Genomic DNA, 23,462 nt, shown 5'->3' with positions numbered 1-23,462 from the left:
ATGGATATTTTACATTTATCAGATATTCATTTTCGTAGAAATTATGAAAAAGCAAAAGATGGTTATAAAGGAATGTTAACCAAAATGGAAAATCCGTTGATTCGCTTAGAGTCCTCTTTAACCAGTCTATTAAAAATAAAAAAAATTGATTTAGTAATTATCAGTGGTGATCTCACAGAAGACGGTGAGCCAGAAGACTACGCTTTTTTAAAACAAAAGTTACAAACTATCTTACAGGGAATTCCGATGATTGTGACATTAGGAAATCATGATATAAAGAAAAACTTTCGAATTGGTTGGCTTAATCAAATAGGAACTGAACGACCGTATAACGTTGTACAAACTTATCCAGAATTTCACATTATTAGTCTAGATAATTCAGAACATGACAATCCTGATGGCCATATGAATAAGGAACAAAAAGATTGGTTACAAACAACTTTAAAAAAATTGTCAGATAAGCCTATCCTGTTAGTCATGCATCATCATTTGTTAAGGGAACAAAGTAGTATGCCGACATTGCCAGAAGCAGAGGAAACCATTCAATTATTAAAAGGTTCTGATATTTTAGGTGTATTAACTGGCCATACACATCATCCGTATTTACACCACATAAACGGGATTCCCTATTATACGGTAGCTGGCATGTCTTTTGTTGGCGAAGATGAAGGTCAGGGGATTGTAAGGTTTGAAGAAAATTATGGCTATAACCTATATTCTATTGACAAAGGTCGGTTTACCCATTTTCAAGTAAATTATTATAGAACAGACAAACTATTAGCTAAATTAAACACGCAGATAGATAGCTCTGTTTTATAATTACACAATAACATACCATAGTAACTGGTCATAAAAAATCAGTTTGCTATGGTATTTGCTATGTGGAAAAAGATTAAAATAGAGTGTAGTGCACGACAATTTCATCTTCATCTGCTTATCTTAGGTTCGTACACCTAATTCATTGATAATCCCTCTAAATAATGGTAAATTAAAAATAAATTCAATCAGCTATTCTATCGTGAGAAACATAGTTATTACGTAGATCAGATCAAAGGGACATTCACGACGAGCAAATATTGAGTGTGTTTGCTGAAACGTGCATGTGTGATTTGGTCTTTTTTATTGAGCTGTTATTTTATAGATAAGGAGTGGTCATCATGGACTACCAAGCAATAGCAAAAGAAATTTTGAAAGACGTAGGTGGCAAAGACAATATCGTGGATGTCACACATTGTTATACACGATTGCGTTTCATATTGAAAGATACGAAACAAGCGAACAAAGAAGCCTTACTACAAACAGAAGGTGTCATTTCTGTTGTTGAAAGTGGCGGGCAGTATCAAGTGGTTTTAGGCAATAAAGTCGCGCATGTTTATAATGCTCTAGAACCTTTGTTGGCTCAGCAACTTACGACCAAAACATCCACAAAAGAAAAAAATTCATTAGGTAATCGAATTTTAAATACTGTTGCCGCGATTTTCACACCTGTCGTACCAGCAATTGCCGCTTCAGGCATGTTAAAAGGAATTCTAGCCATCGCTGTGATGGTCGCAAACAATTTTTACCAGGTCGATTTAAAACCTTTGAATACGTATATTATTTTAAGCGCCGCTTCCGATGCACTTTTTTATTTTATGCCAGTTATTTTAGGTTATTCAGCTGCTAAGGTTTTCAAAACAAACGAATATATCGCCATGGTAATTGGTGCCACCTTATGTTATCCAACCATCGTTTCATTAATGACTGAAGAATCAGCGGTTACCTTGTTTGGATTACATGTGACCAAAGCCAATTATGTTTCCACAGTAATTCCTATTATTCTTGCAATTTTTATTTTAGCTTATGTGCAACGCTTTTTGGAAAAAGTCATTCCAGAAGTTCTAAAAATTATTATGGTTCCTACGCTGTCATTACTTTTAATGATTCCAGCCACTTTATTATTATTTGGACCGATAGGGATTTATTTAGGCGACGGCGTTAATTGGTTGTATTATTATATAATGAATTTTAGTCCCATCTTGTTAGGCGGTTTTATCGGCGGAATTTGGTGTGTCTTAGTTATTTTTGGGGCTCACCGTGGGCTTGTGCCAATTGGGATTAATGATGTCGCTCGAACAGGACGGCAAAATTTGCTAGCGTTTGCTGGTGCAGCGAACTTTTCTCAAGCGGGCGCCGCATTTGGCGTGTTTGTCCGCACAAAAAATAAAGACTTGAAAGCTGTTGCTGCCTCTGCAACAGTGACTGCATTATTTGGTATCACAGAACCAGCCATTTATGGGGCAAACTTGCGGCTAAAAAAACCGATGATTTATGCGGTGGCTAGCGGAGCAGCAGGCGGGGCCTTAATGGGCTGGGGCGGCTCCTATGGGACAGCCTTCGCTAACCAAGGACTCTTGACCATCCCAGTTTACGCAGAAGCAGGAACCAAAGCCTTTATTTGTTATTTATTAGGTTGTGGCATTGCTTTTTTTGGTGCATTTCTATTAACGATTTTTCTAGGCTTTAATGATTTACCGCTTGACGAGTCACGTCAAGAACCCGGCTTAAAGACAGAGGCAGGGACAGTCAAAGAAAAACAACGGATTCAAGCACCTGTTCAAGGACAACTCGTATCTTTAGACCAAATCAACGATGAAGTCTTTGCTTCTCAACAAATGGGAAAAACGCTAGCTATTTATCCGACAGAGGAACAAATTGTTTCACCAGGAAATGGGCAAGTGACGGCTTTATATCCAACTCATCATGCAATTGGCTTAAAGTTAGACAATGGTGCTGAAATCCTCCTTCACATTGGAATCAATACCGTCGAATTAAAAGGACGAGGATTTGAAAGGTTCGTAAAAGCAGGAGAAAGGGTCAGACTAGGACAAAAACTGCTCTCTTTTGATAAACAAATCATCCAAGCTGCTGGTTATGATCCAACCGTCTTAGTCATCATAACAAATACTGCGGAAATGGCTATAATTGAGACAACCAAACAAACAGAGATTACACCACAAACAAATTTATTTTTCATGCAAGTAAAGGAGCAAAACTAATGGTTAAACAATTTAAGAACGATTTTTTATGGGGAGCTTCTTCCTCCGCTTTTCAAATTGAGGGCGCTTGGAATGAGGACGGCAAAGGCCTAACAGTTGCTGATTACAATTCTTTTAAAAAGTCAGCTGTACAAGCAGATACGAAAGTCGCCAGCGATTTTTACCATCATTTCAAAGAGGACATTGCGTTAATGAAAGAATTAGGCTTAAAAACCTATCGTTTTTCTCTTTCATGGGCACGAATCATTCCAACAGGTGATGGCGAAATCAATCAAGCCGGCATCGATTTTTATAATGCCGTCATTGATACACTTTTAGAAAACGATATTTTGCCGTTTGTCACACTGTATCATTTTGATTTACCTTTTGCGTTGGTGGAAAAATACAATGGTTGGGCGGATCGTCGCTGCGTTTCCGCATTTCAACGCTATGCGCAAGTCTGTTATCAAGCGTTTGGTGATCGAGTCAAAAATTGGCAAGTTACGAACGAACAAAACTTAATGATTCGTGTTGATGAACGAATGAATATGTACGATGTTGCACCAGAAAATGTTGAAAAAATTCGTGCACAAATGGATTACCATATGTTTGTTGCCCATGCGTTAGCGACGAATGATTGTCACCAATTGGTTGCTGGGGGAAAAGTCGGTCCCTCTGTTTCCTCAACGATGACTTATCCTAGTTCCAATAAGCCTGAAGATGTTTGGGCAGCTCGTATGAATGATAACTTTAAAACGAATTACGCTCTAGAAATGTATTGTTTTGGCGAATACCCTGGTTACTATCAAGAGTATTTGACCAAATGCGGCATTTATCCCGAAACACAGCCAGAAGATCAAGCAATTCTGAAAGCCGCTAAACCAGATTTTATCGCCCTTAATTATTATCGGACGTTAGTTGCTAGCTATTTACCGACAGATGAACAACACCCATTGGGTACGAAAGAAAAGGACATTGATTTTGATCTATACGGTTATTTTAAAATCGAAAAAAATCAACATTTAAAAACCTCTAAGTATGGTGCCCAAATTGATCCAACTGGTCTACGTTTAGTTTTAAATGATTATTATCGTCAATACCGTTTGCCGTTAATCATTACAGAAAACGGTTTAGGCACACCAGATCACCTAACAGAGGACGGAAAAATTCATGATGATTATCGAATTGCGTATTTGCATGATCATATTGCTGCTTGTCATGCGGCTATTTCTGACGGTGTTGAGTTGTTTGGCTATTGCCCTTGGTCGGTCATGGATATTTTAAGTTCCCATCAAGGATTCAAAAAACGCTACGGTTTTATTTACGTTAATCGTGAAGACCATGAGTTAAAAGATTTACGACGCATTAAAAAAGATAGTTTTTATTGGTACCAATCAGTGATTAAAAATAATGGGTTACCAGAAGAATAATGACCAAAAAGGATCATCCGTTGGCATAAGCGGGTGATCCTTTTGTTTTCAAGTTTTGTCGTTCCGTGTTAGGCTTAAGTTAATAAACCCATTAAAGGTGGTGAGAGAGATGAATAACTACGATTTATGGAAATGGGCTGCCGGGAAACGAACCGAAAAAGATAAAAATGAAACCTATAGCGCCAAAAATTGGTGGTATGTTTTACTAATGCTCGGTGTATTTGTAGGGATCATGTTGTTGTATTATTTAATCTCTGTGCTTTGGAATTAAGGGAAAATGGGCAAATGAGGAATTAAGAATAAAAAAAGACACCTTTTCAGGTGTCTTTTTTAACAGGATTCAGACAATGATAGCTGAATTGGAATAGGATAATTTTCCTCAAGTGCAACATCAGGATCCTTCATTCTACGAAGCAGTAAGTCAATCATAACGTCACACATCTCGTCGATTGGCTGCACAATGGTTGATAGTTGTGGGGCAATTCTTTTGATTAATTTTGTCCCATCATAACCAATTACTTTTAATTCTTCAGGAATGGATATCTTCAATTTTTGAGCAATATTCATAACTGTAATTGCTGTCAAATCATCTGTACAAAAGATGCCGTCTACAGTTTTATTTTGAAGCAAACGTTCGATTTCTAGATTTTTTAATGTTGTTGAGGTCCCATTATCAATTTGTAGAATCGTTTTTTCTGCGCCATATTTTTCCATTGTTTGTTTATAACCAGCCAATCGATAATCGCTAGGTGCGCCTGTGTTATTAGCACCAGTAATAATTGCAATCTTTTGTGCACCACTTGCAAATAAGGCTTCAGTGGCTTTTTGGCCCCCTTGAAAGTTTTGCGAAGAGACAATTGGAATGCCAGGTGCCAAGAAACGGTCAAAGGAAACAATAGGTAGTGAAACATTTTCATATTCGTTAATAGCTAAGTTATGGCTACCAGTGATTACACCGTCCACTTTATTTGCAGCGAGCATTCGTAAATAGGCGCGCTCTTTTTCTGGATCTTTTTCACTATCACATAAAATCACTTTATATCCTTGAACAAAGAGCTTTCTTTCCAGTGTTTCAATTAATTCACCAAAAAATGGATGACTAACAGAAGGGAAGACTAAACCAATCAGCTGCGTACTTTTTCCTTGGAGGCTTCTGGCTAATCCATTAGGTTGATAATTTAATTCTTCCATCGCTTGATGAACTTTATCAATTGTTTTTTGACTAAGATAACCATAATTATTAATCACGCGGCTTACCGTTGTCGGGCTCACCCCAGCAAGCTTTGCTACATCCGTTAATTTAACCACCATCAAAATTCACCATCATTCCTAATTATTCGTATTTTCCAGCTCATAAAAACAAGCTTTTGCCGTCTTGGATAGATGAAGATACTGTTGCGCTTTATCTGGAAAGAAGCGACCAGTCATCGTTTTTTCACCTTTATTTACATAGATTTCTGCAACAGAGCAATCAACAAAAATAGTTAACTGAACTGACTTATTTTTCCTAATTTTAGTTTCACGAATTGTGCCATACTTTTCAGCAAAAGATTGGCCAGCAAATGTTCGATCAAGGGTTATTTTACCATGAATCGTATCAATTGTAATTAAAAGTCCTTTTGAACCCGTTTCGTTCGCTAAAAGCCGAATAAAAGCAATCTCATTTTTGGGAATATCCACTTCTAATTCAAAAGAAGCAGTAGATAAGAAATGGCAGCCATTTGATAAAGTAGTAGCGGATTGACGAAGCATTTCTGTTTCAGAAACTGGATATTGAAATAGTTTCCCGTTGTGAATTGTGAGTTCTTTAACCAGACTTAAGCCATTTGCCCAACCCTCCACATCACTTGGGTAAGTGATTTCTGGCAACCCAATCCAACTGACCGCAAGTGCACGACCATCTGGCGCATTAAAGGCTTGAGTGGCGTAGACATCAAATCCTTCATCTAAATTTTCAAAAGGCCCAGCCTGAACTAAAGAAAGATTCTCCAAATCAAACGTTTCGGCCAATGTGTACATATTCGGATAGATATTCTGATAACTTTTTACAGATGGAGATAGACCTTGTGGGCAAAATAATAAGACAGGCTGGCCATCAATAAATACCAAATTGGGGCATTCAACCATGTAGCCTAATTCTTGGTTGGTGAACGTCAATTCGCCAAGTTGATGAAAATTGTGTACATTTCGATCTTTAGAAAAATAGACCACAATTTTTCCTTGTCCATTTAAATCACTAGCACCAATTAATAAAACAAGTCCTTCTTGATAAGGAAATACCATCGGATCACGAAAATGGGAAGAATAATTGGGGTCAATAGGTAGGAATGGTGTTGATTCCTTTGTGATCGCACCTAAAGAATTCAGCCATGCAATATTTTGATATGCAAATCGTTGCCAAGTTTGATCACGAACATTTCCTGTATAAAATAAACATAGTTGGTTATCTATTGTTAAAGCTGAGCCTGAATAGACGCCATGAGAATCATATTCAGAGTCGGGATAAAGGGCAATTCCTTCATAATCCCAGTGAATTAAGTCGGAGGAAGTTAAGTGGGCCCAACTTTTTAGTCCGTGAACACTCCCGAAAGGAAACGCTTGATAAAATAAATGCCACTGGTTATTGAAATACGAAAAACCGTTGGGATCATTTAGTAGTCCTGTCTGTGGTTGAATATGATACTTAAAACGCCAACTAGATTGCGCGATAATAGAAGTTAGATTTTCGAGGTGAGCAGATGTCCAAGAAGAATAAGGCGCATAACGTAATTCATCCGTCCATTGGTTCATGATGCTTGACATAAGTAATGTCTCCTTTATTAGAAAATAGTAGTTAGTCTAATAGTATAAACAAATCAGAAAAAAGTCAAACGTATAACATATATAAATCTATTTAAATCAAAAGAATATTATAATTTACATTTATTTATGATAAACGTTTGACATATTACGCAAAAACGAGTATCATACAAAATGTAAAAACGGTTACAGAAAAAATTAACAGGACTAGTTTAAGAGTGAGGAGAACCAGAATGAACAGAAATTGGTGGCAAAAAGAAGTGGCCTATCAAATTTATCCACGTAGCTTTTCGGATAGTAATAATGACGGAATCGGTGATTTACAAGGCATTATTCAAAAACTGGATTACTTAGAAAATTTAGGAATTACGCTGATTTGGCTGAGTCCAATGTACCCGTCGCCAATGGCTGACAATGGATATGATATTTCAGACTATTATGGTATTTCTAGCGATTTTGGTACAATGGCAGACTTCGATGAACTCATTGAAGAAGCAAAAAAACGAAACATAAAAGTTATTTTAGATTTGGTGGTAAACCATACATCTGATGAACATGCTTGGTTTCAAGATGTTTTAAAAAATCCTCAAAGTCGTTTTCGAGACTTTTATATTATAAAAGAAGGACGAGAAGCACCTACAAATTGGCGGTCTAACTTCGGTGGTAGTGTTTGGGAAAAATTACCTGGGGAAGATGCCTACTACTTTCATGCCTTTCATAAAAAACAGCCGGATTTAAATTGGGAAAATCCTGAACTACGCAAAGAAATCTACCAAATGATCCGTTTTTGGTTAAACAAAGGAATTGCTGGTTTTCGTGTAGATGCGATTAATTTTATTAAGAAAGATTTGACTTGGACAAACTTACCTGCTGATGGGGTAGATCAATTAGCCAAAGTAACAAAAGCTAGTAGAAACATGCCAGGAATGAGTGACTTTCTGAACGAATTAAAAGAAAAAGCTTTTGCTGGCTTTGATATTGTCACAGTTGCCGAAGCGGCCGGCGTCAATTATCCAAATTTATCAGAATTTATTGGAGAAACAGGGTATTTCGACATGATTTTTGACTTCAAATGGGCTGATTTGGATGTGAAATCAGGAAGCGAATGGTTTTATAGAATCGATTGGTCTTGGAATGATTTACGCACATTAATTTTCAAACAGCAAGAAGCCATGCAAGAGGCTGGTTGGAGTGCAAATTTTATTGAAAATCATGATCAACCTCGAGCGACAACGAAATATTTAAAAGAACAGGCTCAACAGCCAAATGCGGTTAAAACATTCGGCGCCATGTATTTCTTTTTAAGGGGCACACCTTTTATTTACCAAGGACAAGAATTAGGAATGACCAATTTTGAAAGGGGTTCGATTGATGAATTCGATGATATTTCTAGCATTGATCAATACTATCGAGCAATAAAAGAAGGATTTACGCCCAAAGAAGCCTTGTCACTTGTCAATTTGCGTAGTCGAGACAATGCCCGCACGCCTTTTCCATGGAATGATTCTATGTATGGCGGTTTTTCAAGCGTCAAGCCTTGGTTAGGAATGGTGGATAATTATAAAGAAATCAATGCCGAAGCAGAAATAAAAAATAGTCAAAGTATTTTTCATTTCTATAAGCGGATGATTGCATTTCGTCAAAAGAGTCCCTATACAGACATCTTACTTTATGGAACATTTGAGGGACTATCAAATCTTCCAGATAATGTTATTGCTTATAAACGCAAATTAAATGAAAAAACGATTTACGCCTTTTTTAATTTTGGTGAGGCGGTTCCAATCCCTCATTATTTAGTTAATGGCACAGTTATTTTTGATACACAGTCTGAAGAACGAGAGCAATTAGTTCAGCAGGGAACATTATTAAAAAGCTATCAAGGACTATTGATTACTATAAATTGAGTAGCTAGGAGGAGTATAACATGGCAGAAAATTATCAGCAGGCAGCCAAAGACATTATTCAATTAATCGGTATGGATAACATTATATCGGTCACCCATTGTCAAACGCGGTTACGTTTTATTTTGAAGGACCACGAACAAGTAGATGGTAAACAACTAGAAAAAATCGATTTAGTCAAGGGTGTTTTTTATAATGGTGGTCAATACCAAGTGATTTTAGGAACTGGTATTGTGACTAAAGTGTATGATGAAATAGAAAAACTTGGAATCAATGTTGTGTCAAAAGCAGAGCAAACAGCAATTTTAAAAAATAATGAAACGGGCATGCGCAAAACAATGCGCATTTTAAGTGAAATATTCATTCCAATTGTTCCAGTAATTGCAGCAACAGGATTGTTCCTAGGGTTAAAAGGTGTTATTTTTAACGACACTTTTTTACAATTATTCGGAGCAAGTGTAGCCAATATTCCTGAAAGCTTTCAACAAATTGTCTCTGTCATTACAGATACCGTCTTTGCCTTTTTGCCAGCTTTGATTGTTTGGTCTACCTTTAAAGCATTTAATGCGACACCTGTAATCGGGATTGTTATTGGTTTAATGATGGTATCACCCATTTTACCAAACGCTTATGCAGTTGCAACACCAGATTCTGGCGTGAAAGCTATTATGGCTTTTGGTTTTATCCCAGTTGTCGGTGCACAAGGATCCGTTTTAAGTGCAATTGCTGCTGGTATAATTGGCGCAAAGATTGAACTTTTTTTCCGAAAAAAGATGCCGAATATTCTTGATCAAATTTTTACACCCTTTATGACTATGTTAATTACTTTTTTAATCATGATTCTCGGAATTGGCCCAATTTTGCATACCGTTGAGTTAGGCATGGTAGATGTTGTCCAATGGTTGATTGGGTTGCCCTTAGGATTAGGTGGTTTCGTGATTGGTGCCTCATATCCTTTAATGGTTTTGATTGGTATTCATCATACACTAACTATGGTAGAAACATCATTATTAGCAAATACAGGATTTAATGCATTGATTACAATATGTGCCATGTATGGGTTTGCCAACGTTGGCAGTTGTTTAGCTTTTGCGAAAAAAGCGCAAGATAGCAAAGTGAAGTCGACGGCCATCGGTTCTATGTTGTCTCAATTATTTGGAGTTAGTGAACCTGTGTTATTTGGATTACTTATTCGTTGGAACTTAAAACCGTTGCTATGTGTCTTGTTTACGTCAGGTTTAGGCGGAGCAATTTTAGCTATTTTTCATATTCAATCAAATTCTTATGGCTTAGCCGTTATTCCTTCTTTCTTAATGTATATCTATAGTGCACATCAATTAGTGATCTATTTATTAGTCGCACTTTTATCTGTCGGTGTATGTTATGCATTAACCAGTCTATTTGCAATTCCGCAAGAGGTTTTGATTTCAGATAAAGTAATCGAAGAGGAAGAACGCGAAGTCTTTGAAATGCAACACAATACCTTAGATGAACAACTTTTTTCTCCGGTAACTGGTTACGCCATGAATCTTACTGCTGTTAATGACCCGGTATTTTCAAGCGAGATGATGGGCAAAGGTTTAGCAATCATGCCAACAGCGAACAAGGTTTACGCGCCTGCAGATGGTTTATTAAACTTGGTTGCAGAAACTGGGCACGCTTATGGTATCCAAACGGACGCAGGAGCTGAAGTATTAATTCATATAGGAATTGATACTGTCACATTGGGGCAGGAGGTCTTTCAGACACAAGTAACCCAAGGTCACCGTGTTAAAAAAGGAGATCTTTTAGGAACGTTCGATCGAAAAGCCATTAAAGAAGCTGGGCTTGACTCAACTGTCATGGTTATCATTACAAATACTTCAAGTTATTTAAGCGTAGAGCCAATGATGTCAGATCATAATGAAATTACGCCGGAACAAATCATTTTAAATCTAAATACACCTAACTAAACAAAAGAACAGCAAGAAGTAGTTATCACTTCTTGCTGTTCTTTTTCTTAATAAAAAACCAATGATTTTCGGTTGTATTTGTCTATCCGTTTGTAGTATGATTGAGTCAGTTTTAAAGGAAACATGCCAAGTATGGAAGACCATACTTGACACGCATTGACTAATTAAACATGGGGAACGTTGCCATAAGTTGATGTTCCAGTCAATAATGCAAGTAAATCAAACATAGCATGTACCTCCTTTAATTGATAATCAAAGTATAACATTTTTTAATGAATTTACATAATAATACAAGTGGAGGTCTGTTCGTGAAGGTAGCAGGAGACAAAATAAAACAAGCGAGAAAACTTAAAAAAATCACACAATCAGAGCTGGCTAACGGCATCTGTACGCAAGCAACAATTAGTAATATTGAAAACCGTAATCTATGTGACAGTTTAGATATTTTCTCATCTATTTGCCTCCGATTAGATTTAGAAGTAGAAGAATGTATGATGATTTCTGAAGAAAAGAAAATTGAAAATCTACTAAACAAAGTCGAGGATTTATCTTTACGGTTATTTCACTTAGAGGCCTACAAATTATTACAAGAAGTGCCTGAAGGTCTTATCTTATCTAATAATGAACTAACGACTAAATTGTTATATTATAAGGGAATTACTTGTTTATTAGGAAAAAAAGATAAAGCAGAGGCCTTGTTTTACCTATACCGGGGCGCGGAAATTGACCGTAAAGTCAATATTTACAACATTTTAAGCCTGAATGCGCTAGGTACGCTATACGAACTGGAAAAAGATATGAGAAAAGCGCAAGTGTATTACGAAAAATCATTACAAGAATTGGAACAATTTAAATTAGAATGTTCCTTGGAGCGTTGTAGAATTTATTATAATTCTGCTAAATTCTACTCGGAAATAAAAGATTACCAAAAAAGTGTCATTTTAAGCGAAAAAGGGATTCAGATTTGTCGTGACAAACACTCCATTTATTTGCTAGATTATCTTTTATATGAAAAAGCCTTTAACAAACAAATGCTCGGGGAAGACACAGCCGATGACTATCGTCAAGCCTATTATTTTACACAATTTTTTGGCAATACAGAAGTCCTGCAATATATTGAGAAAGATATGAAAGCTTTTAATATTTCCTATTAATTTAATCAAAAAGCCGGTAAAAACTGAGTTTTCAGCTTTTACCGGCTTTTTGAAAAGTCTAGGCAAGTTGCTTTTAAAAATCAGCAGTCACGGTTACGATAAGCAAGACGAAGTATTTAGGAGGATTTAAAAATGAAAAGAGTAATGTGGTTTAGACGTGATTTACGATTACAGGATAATAAAGCATTAGCGCACGCGTTACAAAATTCTGCAGCTGATGAATTGATTTTATTATTCCAAATGAATCCTCAACAATTTATTCAAGAAAGTGCTAATCATAACGCTTTTTTTGCAAGTTTAGCCTCGTTTAAAGAACGAATCGATCAAGAGGCACATTTACAAATCATGGTCGGCGAACCATTAGATTTATTTTCACGTTTGAAACGCAAATTACCCGATTGGCAGGCCATTTATTTTAATGAAGATACTTGTGGCTTTGGGGCAAAGCGGGACCAGCAAGCTATGCGCTTTTTTGAAGAAAATAATATTCAGTCTTTCTCTTTTCAAGATGCCTATTTGCATGGCTCTGAAGAAATTAAGAAGAACGATGGCAGCAAGTACCAAGTGTTTACGCCCTATTACAATAAATGGAAAGAGGCGCCTAAAGAAACACCGATTCCTGTTTCCTATACAGCTGAAAAAATTTTTAGTGCGTGTCTTTTTCCAGAAGAGGAAGCAGCTTATCGTGAACAGATTGCGAGGATTCCTTTAACACACTATAGTGTCGGCGAAGAAACAGCCAGAAGGCGCTTAAATACTTTTATTGATCAAAAACTTCAATCCTATGAAAATAAGCGTGATTTTCCTTATCAGGATCAAACGAGTCATCTGTCTACTTTTTTAAGAACGGGAGAACTTTCGATTCGCACCATTTGGCAAGAGCTTGCATCTGTGCCTTCTAGCTTAAGTAAAGAAACCTTCAAAAAAGAATTAGCTTGGCGCGACTTTTACAATATGATCTATAGTGCGTTTCCACAACAAAAAGAGGAAGCTATTCAAGAAAAATTTCGTTATATTCAATGGGCAAATGACCCAGAAATGTTTGCCAAGTGGCAAAAAGGGGAGACGGGGTACCCTATAATTGATGCCGCAATGCGACAACTGAATCAAACTGGTTGGATGCACAATCGCTTAAGAATGATTACTGCCTCTTTTTTAGTTAAAAATTTACACATCGATTGGCGTTGGGGTGAAAAATACTTTCAAAAAATGTTGATTGATTATGATGCCGCCAATAATATCGGTGGCTGGCAATGGGCTGCTTCAACGGGAACGGACGCTGTCCCGTATTTTCGGATTTTTAATCCAATTATCCAGTCAAAAAAATTTGATAATGACGGCCAGTTCATCAAAAAATATGTTCCAGAACTTAAGCAAGTGCCACAAAAGTATATTCATCAACCAAATATAATGAACGAAGCTTTACAAACGCAATATCATGTACATTTAGGAGAAAATTATCCAAAACCCATTGTCGATTATGCATCAAGTAAAAAACAAACATTGTTTCTATATGAAGCGAGCAAAGAAATTCATCAAGAAATGAACAATCCAAGGTTTAAATAAACAGTAAACCCAACTAGCTTAGCAAACAACTTGTAAGGTTAGTTGGGCAAATTAATTAGTCGAAAGAGAAGTGCAATTTATAGGCTAAAGTTTTTTATTTTATTCTAGTTTACATAATATACATTATACAAAGTAGAATAAAAAGCATTGAAAAGCAAACAAAACCAGTCTTTAGTTTATCTAGACTAGTTTTGTCACGTACGTTATATAAATTATGCTTGTTGATTAATTGCTTGTGCGACACGTGCTCCATATTCTGGATTTACTCTAGTGAACAAATCAATTTGACGCGCGATGATTTCTTGATTTTTCACTTGACCTAAAGATGCCGCTATATTGTTAATTAAGTTTTCTTTTTCTTCGCTTGGCAGCAAATTATACAAAGCGTTTGCTTGTGTAAAGTGATCTTGATTATAGCTATAATTACCAACATTTCCCTCAACTTCAAAGGAACTAATTTTCGCCTTAGGATCTTCTTTTGGTGTTTCAGTATAACTATTTGGTTCGTAATTAATTTCGCTATTACCATTGTCAAAACGCATATTGCCGTCTTTTTGGTAGTTATTTACAGGCGCTTTTGCTTGGTTGATCGGCAATTGGTGACTATTAGCGCCCACGCGATGACGATGTGCGTCCCCATAAGCGAACAAACGTCCTTGCAATAATTTATCTGGAGAAGCTTCAATACCAGGAACGAAATTCCCTGGTGAAAAGGTTACTTGTTCAACCTCTGCAAAATAATTCTCTGGATTTCTATTTAAAGTCATCGTGCCAACTTCAATCAGCGGATACTCTTTTTGAGAAACCGTTTTTGTTACATCAAAAAGTGTTTCTTTCATTGTTAACGCATCTGCATACGGGATAATTTGCACAGATAATGTCCAAGAAGGAAATTCTTGATTTTCAATTGCATTATGCAAATCTTCAATATGGAAATCTGGGTTTTTCCCAGCAATTTCTTCTGCTAATTGACTCTCTAGATTTTTGATTCCTTGATTCGTCTTGAAGTGATATTTAACAAAAAATACTTCTCCAGCAGCATTGACCCATTTGAATGTATGGCTACCAAAACCATGCATATGACGGAACGACAACGGAATGCCACGATCACTCATTAAAATTGTTACTTGATGAAGGCTTTCGGGTGAATGAGACCAAAAATCCCAAACAGCTTCTGGACTTTTCAAATGCGTCCGCGGATTTCTTTTTTGGCTATGAATAAAATCTGGAAACTTAATTGCATCACGAATGAAAAAAATGGGCGTATTATTGCCAACTAAGTCGTAATTTCCTTCGTCTGTATAGAATTTAAGCGCAAAACCGCGAGGATCACGCAATGTATCTGATGAACCTAACTCTCCAGCTACAGTTGAAAAACGAGCGAATAAAGGTGTTTCTTTGCCAACTTCAGATAAAAAATCGGCTTTAGTATATTGTGCCATTGATTGGCTCACCTTGAAAATTCCATGAGCACCAGCACCTTTGGCATGAACAACCCGTTCTGGTACGCGCTCACGATTAAAATGAGCTAATTTTTCTAATAAATGAACGTCTTGGATTAGGACAGGACCAAATTCTCCTGCAGTTAGCGAATTTTGATTATCGCCAACTGGACTTCCTTGTGACGTAGTTAAATGTTGATTTTTCACCTAAAACACTCCTTCATCTAAAATTATACTCATTGTATAAAAAAACCACTCTGCATAACAAAAATAATGCTTAAAAACACTCGAAAACATTTGTTATTTAATAGAATAATTAAAAATAGCAGTAGAATTTAAATCAAAAACAAATGTATTAACTTTAAACTGTTTACACCACCAAAAATAACAACCAATAATTCAAAGAAAACTAAAATGCTGTTTTTTTATTCAAAAAAGACCTAGCATCCCAATCATGCTAGGTCTTTCGTTACTTTTTTGAGCGACCGTTTTTATTGGTCATTCAGCGTTATTGATTGATCGCAACAGTCGTGTCTTCAGTCGATAGACCTGTCATAGAGGTGCTATCGGAAAATATTTTTTCAACTTCTTGTTCTGATAAAATATTTTCTTTCTTAGGCATTGAAATTGTCGCTTTTTTGGCTTTTTGTGTAATGCTAATTTTACTAGATAATGATTCAAGTCCCATGTCAACGTTCTTGTCTTGCTGCGGTTTCACATTAATCAACATATTTGTTTTATTTTCTTTTGTATTAACAGAAACTTTGGCAGAAACATCTTTGATTTTTTCGAAAGGATCTTGTTCTTTACCTTTTTCAGATGTTTCTGTCGTAATTTTGATTAACTTTTGTAATTCTTTTTTTGTAAACGTATGGGTAATGGTGTCCCCTTTTTTCTCGAACGTATCCTTGTCTAATCCTTCTAAAAACTCTTTGTATTCCTTAGCAGACTGTTTTCGTTCTTTTTCCGATTCTTGATACTCTTTGATTGTATCTTGCCATTCTTTCGCGCTTTCCTCGTTCATGGCTAAAAGATCAATGTATTTTCCTTTTAGTTTTTCTGTATCTAACTGAGAACTATCGATAGCACCGTCAGTCATTGAGTCTACGACAGCGACAATATATTCCATCATATCTGTTGCTAAATAGAGTTTTGGCTCTTTGCCCTCGTTATCTAACGATCCAACCAATGAAATCGGTACATCCATTCCCATCGCTTTTAATTTCATCTCTAAGTTGAATGCTTTTTCTTTTTTGGCATCTACTTGAATCTTCCCAGAAAGCGATGCGTCTTTGATTTGCGTGATGAGCATCCCAATCATAGGATTCGTTTGTGCGCCATCTTCTTGTGAAAATTTCATGTCACTAATTGACATAGAGAAATCCCAAACCCCAGATTCTTGTGCGTTTTGATTGCCGATTCCTTGAATGAACTCATCTTTCGCACTTTTGCCACAGCCTGTCAGTAACAAAGCTGAACAGAAAACGCCTGTAATAATCCCCACTTTTCTTTTTAACACACTTTTTCCCCCTCATTATATAAAAAATTAATTCCCTTTTATTAAGAATAGCAAACATTACTTATAAATAGCAATGTTTAATTTTAGATTTCCTCTCTTTTAATAAGTGGGATTGATTTAATCTTTTAGGTTTGAATCATTAAGCTGTATTATTTTTAAAATAAAATTGCTTTTCGCCAAAAAATACTGGGAAAAGTTCTGCTAAACTGCCAGCTAAAGGACCTTCTCGCAATTCTTTTTCAGTGACCCAAAACAAGGGTTGTTCCGTTTCTTCTGGTAGTTCATCCGCTGTTTCTGCAATGAATAATGTGGCTAATTCCCGCGCACCTGAACAATCATTCAGCCATTCTGCAACACCTACTAATTGTGGCTTCAGCACTAGTCCTGTTTCTTCAAGGAGTTCGCGAACCATGGCTGTTTCCATGCCCTCGTTTTTTTCAACATGTCCGCCAGGGAACGTCCAACCAGGCCAATCCTTTTTTTGTCGTTCTTGCACAAGGATTTCATTTTTCTGATTTCTAATCATACATAATGTTGTTAATTCTACTTCAAAATTCCGATTCATTTGGCACCTCATCATTTTTTCCTTTGTTAAGGTTACGATACAGAAAAACAGAGAAAGATTCAACTAAGAATTTTCTCTGTTTTATCATCTAGCTCTTTAATAAGTCGTATTGCGATTGATATAAATGATGATATAACGCATGTTTTGCCATCAGTTGATCATGAGATCCTTCTTCCACAATACGACCACCATCAATATAGAAAATTTTATCGCTATTTTTGATGGTAGAAAGCCGATGAGCAATAATAAACGATGTCCGTCCTTTTAGAAGTTGTTGTAGTCCCTCTTGTAACAATTCTTCTGTTTTTGTATCAATACTGGAGGTTGCTTCGTCTAAAATTAAAATTTTGGGATCTGCCAGTAACGCACGAGCAAATGAAATTAATTGGCGTTGTCCTGCCGAGAGTGTACTACCCCGCTCTTCCACAACTGTTTCATAGCCATCTTTTAAATCCTTGATAAAGTCGTGCGCACGAACAATTTTTGCGGCTTGGATAACTTCTTCCTCTGTGGCTGCTAAATTTCCGTACCGAATGTTTTCAATAATTGTTCCTGAAAAAATAAACGTATCTTGAAGCATTACCCCCATTTGTTTTCTTAACGAACGGAGTGTCACATCGCGAACATCATAACCATCAATTTTAACGGCCCCTTCATTCACATCATAAAAACGACTTAACAAATTGATGATTGTTGTTTTACCCGCACCTGTTGGCCCAACCAAGGCGATTGTTTGTCCTGGCTCAATATGAAAACTAACATCGGTCAAAATATTTTTTCCTTCTTCATAACGGAAATAAACATGCTGAAAGTCGACGGTTCCTTTAATTGGCGGCAACTCAATAGCGTGCGGCGCATCTTGAATTTCTGGAACAACATCCATCGTTTCAAAAATCCTTTCCAAATAGGCAGTTGCAGTAATCAGAGAATTGTAGAAGTTACCAATATTGATGACTGGATTCCAAAAGTTATTGATATAACCGATAAAAGCAATTAGCGTCCCAGTGGTAACGGACACACCTAATTGACGGATTCCTACGAAATAGATAAAACAAGTCGTAATGACGGATATATTTTGCACTGCTGGCCATAATAAATACTGGACACGCACAGCTTTCATAAAGGATTGACGATATTCTTCGCTTACCTCGTTAAAAATCTGGAAATTTTCATCTTCTCGTGCAAAAGATTGTGTAATTTTAATTCCTGAAATACTTTCATGAATATAGGCATTTAAGTTTGATTGTTTATTGCTAAGCTCTTGGTAAGCTTTCCGTTGTTTCCCTTGGATAAACAGAACCATCACGAACAACACAGGCAATAGCAGTAAACTGTATAAGGTTAATTTCACATCAATAAATAACATGAAAATTAAGGTAATAATCACATTAAATAAATCAGAAATTAAATTGATCAATCCGTTACTTAATAAATCACTTAACGTATTGATGTAATTGACCACCCGAATTAAGATTTTTCCATGCGGCCGACTGTCAAAGTAAGAAAATGGTAATTTTTGTAGATGCTCAAAAATTGAAAAACGCATATCTTTTAAAATATCTTGTCCAATTTCTGTGATGGCATATATCCGATAACGCATACACCAACCAATAATCACCAAGGAAAATAGGAAAATAGCTCCTAGTATCAAGAGTAACGAGAAATTCTTTTGTGGAATTACTTGGTCAATCGCAATTTTAGTAAAGTAAGGGCCTAACATACTTGCCAGATTAGCTAATATGATGACAAATAATGTTTTAAAAACAGCTTTTTTGTAAGGCTTAATATAGGCGCCTAATCGTTTATAGTGAGACCAATTAAATTCTTTTTCTAAAGTCTCATCCACATCAAACGTATTTCTAGCCACGCGACTCACCTTCCTTTGTCAGACCTAATTGTTTTTGATATACGTCAAAATATTTGCCTTTTTGTTCGACTAATTCGCTATGCGTACCGCTTTCCACCACACGGCCTTTTTCCATCATCAAAATTAAATTGGCCTCTCTCACAGAAGAAATTCGGTGGGCGATAATAAATGTCGTTTTCTTTTCCGTCAAACGGCCTAGTTCTTTTTGAATTTTTGATTCTGTTTCCATATCAACAGCGGAAGTTGTGTCATCTAAAATTAAAATAGCTGGATCTTTGGTTAAGGCACGGGCCAGTGAAATCCGCTGTTTTTGGCCACCAGATAGGCCAACGCCGCGTTCACCAACAATTGTTGCATAACCTTCGGGCATTCTGGAAATAAAGCTATGGGCATCAGCAATTTCAGCCATCATTTGCACTTGTTCCAAGTTAGCCAATGTGTTACCAAAAGCAATGTTATCTTCTATCGTATTGGAAAAAAGAAAGACATCTTGCATAACCATGGAGATATTTTCTCGCAATTTACGAACAGAATAGCTTTTAGCATCTTTTCCATCAATATAAACAGTGCCTTTTGTTGGATCATAGAACCGAGCGATTAAGTTAACTAAAGTGGTTTTGCCTGAACCAGTTTCCCCTAAAATACCAATTGTTTCACCAGGTTTTGCTGAAAATGAAACATCCGATAAAATGGGGGTTTCTGGATCATCTGAAAAATGAAAGGACACGTGATCAAACGTCACATAGCCTTGGATTGGTTCTGCTTCTTTTTCCCGAGCAATGGGAATCTTCGGTTTCGTTGCTAATAACTGACGAATTTTAATGGACGATGCCGTAAAGCGTTGCACATCATTGATCAACCAGCCACTCATTCGCATCGGCATGTTCAACATCCAGAGAAAGCCGTTAAAGGCAACTAAATCACCAATTGTCATCCGACCTTGAATTACAAAGAGGCCACCAAGAACTAAGGCAATAACATTTAAACTACCTGCAAAACCGTCTAACCACGGTAAATATTTTTTTGAGACATCTGCAGAAGCCATATTCCATTTTTTATAGTCTTCATTGTGCTTGTTAAACTTTTCAATTTCATAAGGTTCTTGAGAAAAAGCTTTAACCACCCGATTTCCACCAATATTTTCTTCGACCATCGAATTTAGCCGAGAAAAACTTTCCCGGATCTCAAAAAATACCGGATGCGATTCCTTCGACATTTTTTGTGTTAACAGAAAAATCAAAGGTGTAATTAAAATTAATGCCAGCATCAATTGCCAATTGATCGTCCCCATCACAATCACGGCTGCGATGAACCATAAAATACATTCTAAGAGGTTATAAGTGACCCAAGAAACAAAATGGCGGATAGCGTCTGTATCCCCTGTCATTCGCGCCATAATATCGCCAACACGTGTATGATTAAAGAAATCAAAATCTAATTCTTGAAGTTTGACATACATATCTTTTCTTAAGTCAAATAACGCAGATTGTCCAACCGATTCAAACAAGACTTGATAACTATAACGAACAACTGTCCGAATAACGGTCACCCCAATCATAACCCCAAGAATTGGGACAAGCTCTTCAGTTTTCCCCTGATTGATTACTTGGTCTACAATTCTGCCAGATAACAATGGAATAATAACAATTAAAATAGCGTTAATAACGACAAAAATAACAGCTAGCAGTAACTTATTCTTATTTTTTTTAGCATATTGCCAAATCCATTCAAAACTATTCATTTTCTCCCCTACTCTCTCTTGTTTTTATGGACGTGTATAAGATTACTGTTTTTTTATAGGAAAAGAAATGGGCATTCTTGTATATTTTGATGTACAATATAGTATAGAAAGCGGATACAAGTAGGAGTGATTTTTTATGAACTACACAAATAGTCGAACGTTTAATCCTGAAATTTTATATGCCTTCGATCCTTGGAACGAAGAGACCCACCCTTATAATTGTCATCATCATGAATTTCTGGAAATATCTATTCTTTTAGAAGGTGAATCTGAATATATTGTTCAAGGGCAACAGTACCATGCCACTGCTGGTACGGTGTTTCTTTTTAATCCGCGAACGGAACATGGTGAGCAACAAAAAGCAGGAACTTACTCACATCAACTACACATTGGCATTTCAAATCTCTATTTAGAAGGCTTAGCGCGAAACGTATTTCCAAATAAATCAGCTTTATTAGATTTAAGTCATTTACATGGTGCTTTTTTAGAAAAAGCTTGGCAAATTGTTCATGAATTAAACCATCAAGAAGTTGAATCAGCGTTACAAATTAAAGCTTTAGTTATTGAACTATTGGTCTATATTTTAAGAAGTTTAGCAGTTGATCAAGAAAATAAAATTGAAACTCGGCTATCGAAAACGGAAAAAAGAAAACGAAATTTAGTCAATCATACGATTTATTATCTGGAAACGCACCATGACGAAGAAATTACTTTGGAACAGTTAGCAGAAATGTTATATGTGACCCCGACTTATTTGTCGAAAACCTTTAAAGCGGCCACAGGCGTTGGGCCAATCAATTATTTAATTCAAATCCGCTTAAACCATGCGAAAGAATTGCTGAAAAATGATTCCTTAAGTGTCAAAGAAGTAGCAAAAACGGTTGGTTACGAAGATGCCTATCATTTTAGTAAATTATTCAAAAAATATTATGGAAAATCCCCTTCACAATTTTAAGATAAAAAAACAAGGAATCGTCGGCTTCATTGCGTCCGTTTCCTTGTTTTTGCTTTACGTTGACTCTTTTAACTGTTTCGTCATTGTATAATCGGTATGGCGTTCATTTCCCATATAAAAATCATGTTCATCTGTTTTTACGAAGCCCAATGATTGATAAAATTTTTGCGCTGGATGATTATGTTCCCAAACACCTAACCAAACCGTCTCTTTTTCTGCTTCTTCTGCTAATTCAATTGCTTTCGTAATCAAATGTTTGCCTAAGCCTAAACGCTTAAAAGATTTACGAATATAAATGCGCTCAACTTGTAACGCTTGTGGATGTTGATAGGTAATCTGAGCATCACCGTGATTTAATTTCACATAACCTGCAAGTTCATTATTATAAAAAGCAAAGAAATATTGCGAATCTTTATGTAAGATTTCGCTTTCTAAAACTGCTGGACTAAATTTCCTCTCATAATGTGCCTGTAAATCCTCTTCGTTTTCGCCATCTCCATAAGTATCTGCAAAAGTCTCTTGGCAAATGGCCTCTAATTCTGGTACGTCTGCGACGGTACACTCTCTAATAAATACTGACATACTAAAACTCCTTTGTAGATTAAATCAACTGTTTAATTAAAATTAAACAAGGATTCCAAGCGTCCCATAATGTCGGAAAAACCTCAAGGCGCTTAAAACCCAATGATTCGTAAAAACGAATAGTATGATATTAACCTGTCTAGCGAATGACGTCAATCTTTTTGCTTTGTTTACATAATAAAATTATTGTATACCCAATCTTTTTTATTAAATAATAGCATAGGTAGTTTAAAAATGTAAGTTAGTCATTTATTCTTTATTATTTCCTTAAAACGACGCCTTTTCTCGCTAAATCTGCCCTTCCTTTGTTTTTTTCTGTTAAACTAAACGTATTAAGTCTATGAGGAGCGTGCGTATATGGATTATCTGAACACCTATAAGCGGTTGCTAGCATTGGCAGATGCAGGTCTTTTTTACGGGAAAGATGCTTTTGATCAAGAACGTTACCAAGAACTACGAGAACTTACGTTACAACTTATTAGCACAACCGGACACGAAGCGGCTGTTTTGCCCGACTTAGAAAAAATCTTAACTAAAGAGGAAGGTTATCCAACACCGAAAGTAGATGTTCGCGGTTTAATAAAAAAAGAGAATCGTTTTTTATTAGTTGAAGATTTACGGACCAAAGAATGGTCATTACCTGGTGGCTATGCCGAAATTGGCTGCTCCCCTAAAGAAAATATTGAAAAAGAAGTATTGGAAGAAACTGGCTTAGTTGTTACAGCAAAAGAATTGCTTGCTGTTTATGATACAGATAAACGAAAAGACATTCCTCAACTATTTCAGTACTATAAAATGATCTTTTCTTGTGAGATTTTAGAAAACCATCCCTTTGAAAAAAACATTGAAACCTCGAATTGTGCTTATTTTTCTTTAGATAATCTCCCCCCTCTTTCTATCAAACGAACAACGAAAGAGCAATTAATGGCATTAATGAACCAAACAACTGGAGCGCTTAGTGACTAACAAAAA

General features: G+C 36.3%; 18 protein-coding genes and 1 pseudogene. 10 read left to right on the top strand and 9 right to left on the bottom strand.

The annotated features are described in order from the left end of the window. The 4 genes from IGJ37_RS06530 (at position 1) to IGJ37_RS06515 (ending at position 4,718) form a co-directional block, all read left to right on the top strand. Positions 1-819: a metallophosphoesterase family protein gene (locus IGJ37_RS06530; RefSeq protein WP_325814823.1), complete on the top strand. Its 819-nt coding sequence runs from the start codon at positions 1-3 to the stop codon at positions 817-819. Positions 820-1,157: 338 nt separating this feature from the next. Next, on the top strand, positions 1,158-3,038 hold the full coding sequence (locus IGJ37_RS06525) for a beta-glucoside-specific PTS transporter subunit IIABC (protein ID WP_252671069.1): 1,881 nt from the start codon (positions 1,158-1,160) through the stop codon (positions 3,036-3,038). Continuing rightward, positions 3,038-4,447, top strand: coding sequence for a glycoside hydrolase family 1 protein (locus IGJ37_RS06520; protein WP_252671068.1), 1,410 nt, complete (start codon positions 3,038-3,040; stop codon positions 4,445-4,447). Before IGJ37_RS06525 ends, IGJ37_RS06520 begins: the two co-directional genes overlap by 1 nt. A gap of 109 nt (positions 4,448-4,556) precedes the next feature. Next, entirely contained in the window at positions 4,557-4,718 is a 162-nt protein-coding gene (locus IGJ37_RS06515; RefSeq protein ID WP_002361843.1) for a hypothetical protein, read from the top strand. A gap of 59 nt (positions 4,719-4,777) precedes the next feature. On the opposite strand, the gene IGJ37_RS06510 is transcribed toward IGJ37_RS06515, so the two are convergent. Next, positions 4,778-5,758 (bottom strand): LacI family DNA-binding transcriptional regulator, encoded by a 981-nt coding sequence (locus tag IGJ37_RS06510; protein WP_002363973.1) that lies wholly within the window; start codon positions 5,756-5,758, stop codon positions 4,778-4,780. Positions 5,759-5,776: 18 nt separating this feature from the next. Next, positions 5,777-7,237, bottom strand: a complete 1,461-nt coding sequence (locus IGJ37_RS06505; RefSeq protein ID WP_002382334.1) for a sucrose-6-phosphate hydrolase — start codon at positions 7,235-7,237, stop codon at positions 5,777-5,779. Between the two features lie 242 nt (positions 7,238-7,479). Here IGJ37_RS06505 and IGJ37_RS06500 point away from each other — a divergent pair, with 242 nt between their 5' ends. From IGJ37_RS06500 to IGJ37_RS06485, 4 genes are all read left to right on the top strand, one after another. Continuing rightward, positions 7,480-9,150, top strand: a complete 1,671-nt coding sequence (locus IGJ37_RS06500) for a glycoside hydrolase family 13 protein (RefSeq protein WP_325814822.1) — start codon at positions 7,480-7,482, stop codon at positions 9,148-9,150. A 20-nt stretch (positions 9,151-9,170) separates the two neighbouring features. Next, positions 9,171-11,099 carry a sucrose-specific PTS transporter subunit IIBC gene (locus tag IGJ37_RS06495; RefSeq protein WP_002360285.1) on the top strand — a complete coding sequence of 643 codons (1,929 nt, stop codon included), beginning with the start codon at positions 9,171-9,173 and terminating at the stop codon, positions 11,097-11,099. A 272-nt stretch (positions 11,100-11,371) separates the two neighbouring features. Beyond that, positions 11,372-12,253 (top strand): helix-turn-helix domain-containing protein, encoded by an 882-nt coding sequence (locus IGJ37_RS06490; protein WP_002378272.1) that lies wholly within the window; start codon positions 11,372-11,374, stop codon positions 12,251-12,253. Between the two features lie 132 nt (positions 12,254-12,385). Beyond that, positions 12,386-13,819, top strand: coding sequence for a cryptochrome/photolyase family protein (locus IGJ37_RS06485; RefSeq protein WP_252671066.1), 1,434 nt, complete (start codon positions 12,386-12,388; stop codon positions 13,817-13,819). 212 nt (positions 13,820-14,031) lie between these two features. Here the strand turns inward: IGJ37_RS06485 and IGJ37_RS06480 are convergent, their stop codons facing one another. From IGJ37_RS06480 to IGJ37_RS06460, 5 genes are all read right to left on the bottom strand, one after another. Next, entirely contained in the window at positions 14,032-15,468 is a 1,437-nt protein-coding gene (locus IGJ37_RS06480; protein ID WP_002425888.1) for a catalase, read from the bottom strand. 301 nt (positions 15,469-15,769) lie between these two features. Next, positions 15,770-16,780: a hypothetical protein gene (locus IGJ37_RS06475; protein ID WP_325814821.1), complete on the bottom strand. Its 1,011-nt coding sequence runs from the start codon at positions 16,778-16,780 to the stop codon at positions 15,770-15,772. A gap of 139 nt (positions 16,781-16,919) precedes the next feature. Beyond that, positions 16,920-17,345: an 8-oxo-dGTP diphosphatase gene (locus IGJ37_RS06470; RefSeq protein ID WP_002385906.1), complete on the bottom strand. Its 426-nt coding sequence runs from the start codon at positions 17,343-17,345 to the stop codon at positions 16,920-16,922. A gap of 88 nt (positions 17,346-17,433) precedes the next feature. After that, a complete protein-coding gene (locus IGJ37_RS06465; protein WP_325814820.1) occupies positions 17,434-19,212 on the bottom strand; it encodes an ABC transporter ATP-binding protein in 1,779 nt (592 codons plus the stop codon). Continuing rightward, positions 19,205-20,953, bottom strand: a complete 1,749-nt coding sequence (locus tag IGJ37_RS06460; protein WP_002377388.1) for an ABC transporter ATP-binding protein — start codon at positions 20,951-20,953, stop codon at positions 19,205-19,207. Before IGJ37_RS06460 ends, IGJ37_RS06465 begins: the two co-directional genes overlap by 8 nt. Before the next feature lie 136 nt (positions 20,954-21,089). On the opposite strand from IGJ37_RS06460, the gene IGJ37_RS06455 reads away from it, so the two are divergent. Beyond that, entirely contained in the window at positions 21,090-21,908 is an 819-nt protein-coding gene (locus IGJ37_RS06455) for a helix-turn-helix transcriptional regulator (protein ID WP_002357554.1), read from the top strand. 54 nt (positions 21,909-21,962) lie between these two features. Here IGJ37_RS06455 and IGJ37_RS06450 read toward each other — a convergent pair whose 3' ends face one another. Together IGJ37_RS06450 and IGJ37_RS06445 are read right to left on the bottom strand one after the other, a co-directional pair. Beyond that, positions 21,963-22,490: a GNAT family N-acetyltransferase gene (locus tag IGJ37_RS06450; RefSeq protein WP_002357555.1), complete on the bottom strand. Its 528-nt coding sequence runs from the start codon at positions 22,488-22,490 to the stop codon at positions 21,963-21,965. A gap of 19 nt (positions 22,491-22,509) precedes the next feature. After that, positions 22,510-22,614: pseudogene (locus tag IGJ37_RS06445) on the bottom strand (GNAT family N-acetyltransferase); the annotation flags it as partial. A 233-nt stretch (positions 22,615-22,847) separates the two neighbouring features. On the opposite strand from IGJ37_RS06445, the gene IGJ37_RS06440 reads away from it, so the two are divergent. Beyond that, entirely contained in the window at positions 22,848-23,456 is a 609-nt protein-coding gene (locus IGJ37_RS06440) for an NUDIX hydrolase N-terminal domain-containing protein (RefSeq protein WP_002361834.1), read from the top strand. The last annotated feature ends 6 nt before the right edge of the window (positions 23,457-23,462 follow it).

It is taken from the genome of Enterococcus sp. AZ104 (assembly GCF_050546705.1).
In the GTDB taxonomy this organism is placed as follows: domain Bacteria; phylum Bacillota; class Bacilli; order Lactobacillales; family Enterococcaceae; genus Enterococcus; species Enterococcus faecalis.
This window is presented reverse-complemented; position numbering and strand designations above follow the sequence as displayed.

Excerpts from the sequence above, each read along its gene's own strand:
- IGJ37_RS06520 (WP_252671068.1), top strand. The coding sequence starts at position 3,038 with ATGGTTAAACAATTTAAGAACGATTTTTTATGGGGAGCTTCTTCCTCC.
- IGJ37_RS06490 (WP_002378272.1), top strand. The coding sequence starts at position 11,372 with ATGAATTTACATAATAATACAAGTGGAGGTCTGTTCGTGAAGGTAGCA.
- IGJ37_RS06455 (WP_002357554.1), top strand. The coding sequence starts at position 21,090 with ATGAACTACACAAATAGTCGAACGTTTAATCCTGAAATTTTATATGCC.
- IGJ37_RS06485 (WP_252671066.1), top strand. The coding sequence starts at position 12,386 with ATGAAAAGAGTAATGTGGTTTAGACGTGATTTACGATTACAGGATAAT.
- IGJ37_RS06530 (WP_325814823.1), top strand. The coding sequence starts at position 1 with ATGGATATTTTACATTTATCAGATATTCATTTTCGTAGAAATTATGAA.
- IGJ37_RS06440 (WP_002361834.1), top strand. The coding sequence starts at position 22,848 with ATGGATTATCTGAACACCTATAAGCGGTTGCTAGCATTGGCAGATGCA.
- IGJ37_RS06505 (WP_002382334.1), bottom strand. The coding sequence starts at position 7,237 with ATGAACCAATGGACGGATGAATTACGTTATGCGCCTTATTCTTCTTGG.
- IGJ37_RS06460 (WP_002377388.1), bottom strand. The coding sequence starts at position 20,953 with ATGAATAGTTTTGAATGGATTTGGCAATATGCTAAAAAAAATAAGAAT.
- IGJ37_RS06470 (WP_002385906.1), bottom strand. The coding sequence starts at position 17,345 with ATGAATCGGAATTTTGAAGTAGAATTAACAACATTATGTATGATTAGA.
- IGJ37_RS06450 (WP_002357555.1), bottom strand. The coding sequence starts at position 22,490 with ATGTCAGTATTTATTAGAGAGTGTACCGTCGCAGACGTACCAGAATTA.
- IGJ37_RS06510 (WP_002363973.1), bottom strand. The coding sequence starts at position 5,758 with ATGGTGGTTAAATTAACGGATGTAGCAAAGCTTGCTGGGGTGAGCCCG.
- IGJ37_RS06525 (WP_252671069.1), top strand. The coding sequence starts at position 1,158 with ATGGACTACCAAGCAATAGCAAAAGAAATTTTGAAAGACGTAGGTGGC.
- IGJ37_RS06500 (WP_325814822.1), top strand. The coding sequence starts at position 7,480 with ATGAACAGAAATTGGTGGCAAAAAGAAGTGGCCTATCAAATTTATCCA.
- IGJ37_RS06495 (WP_002360285.1), top strand. The coding sequence starts at position 9,171 with ATGGCAGAAAATTATCAGCAGGCAGCCAAAGACATTATTCAATTAATC.
- IGJ37_RS06515 (WP_002361843.1), top strand. The coding sequence starts at position 4,557 with ATGAATAACTACGATTTATGGAAATGGGCTGCCGGGAAACGAACCGAA.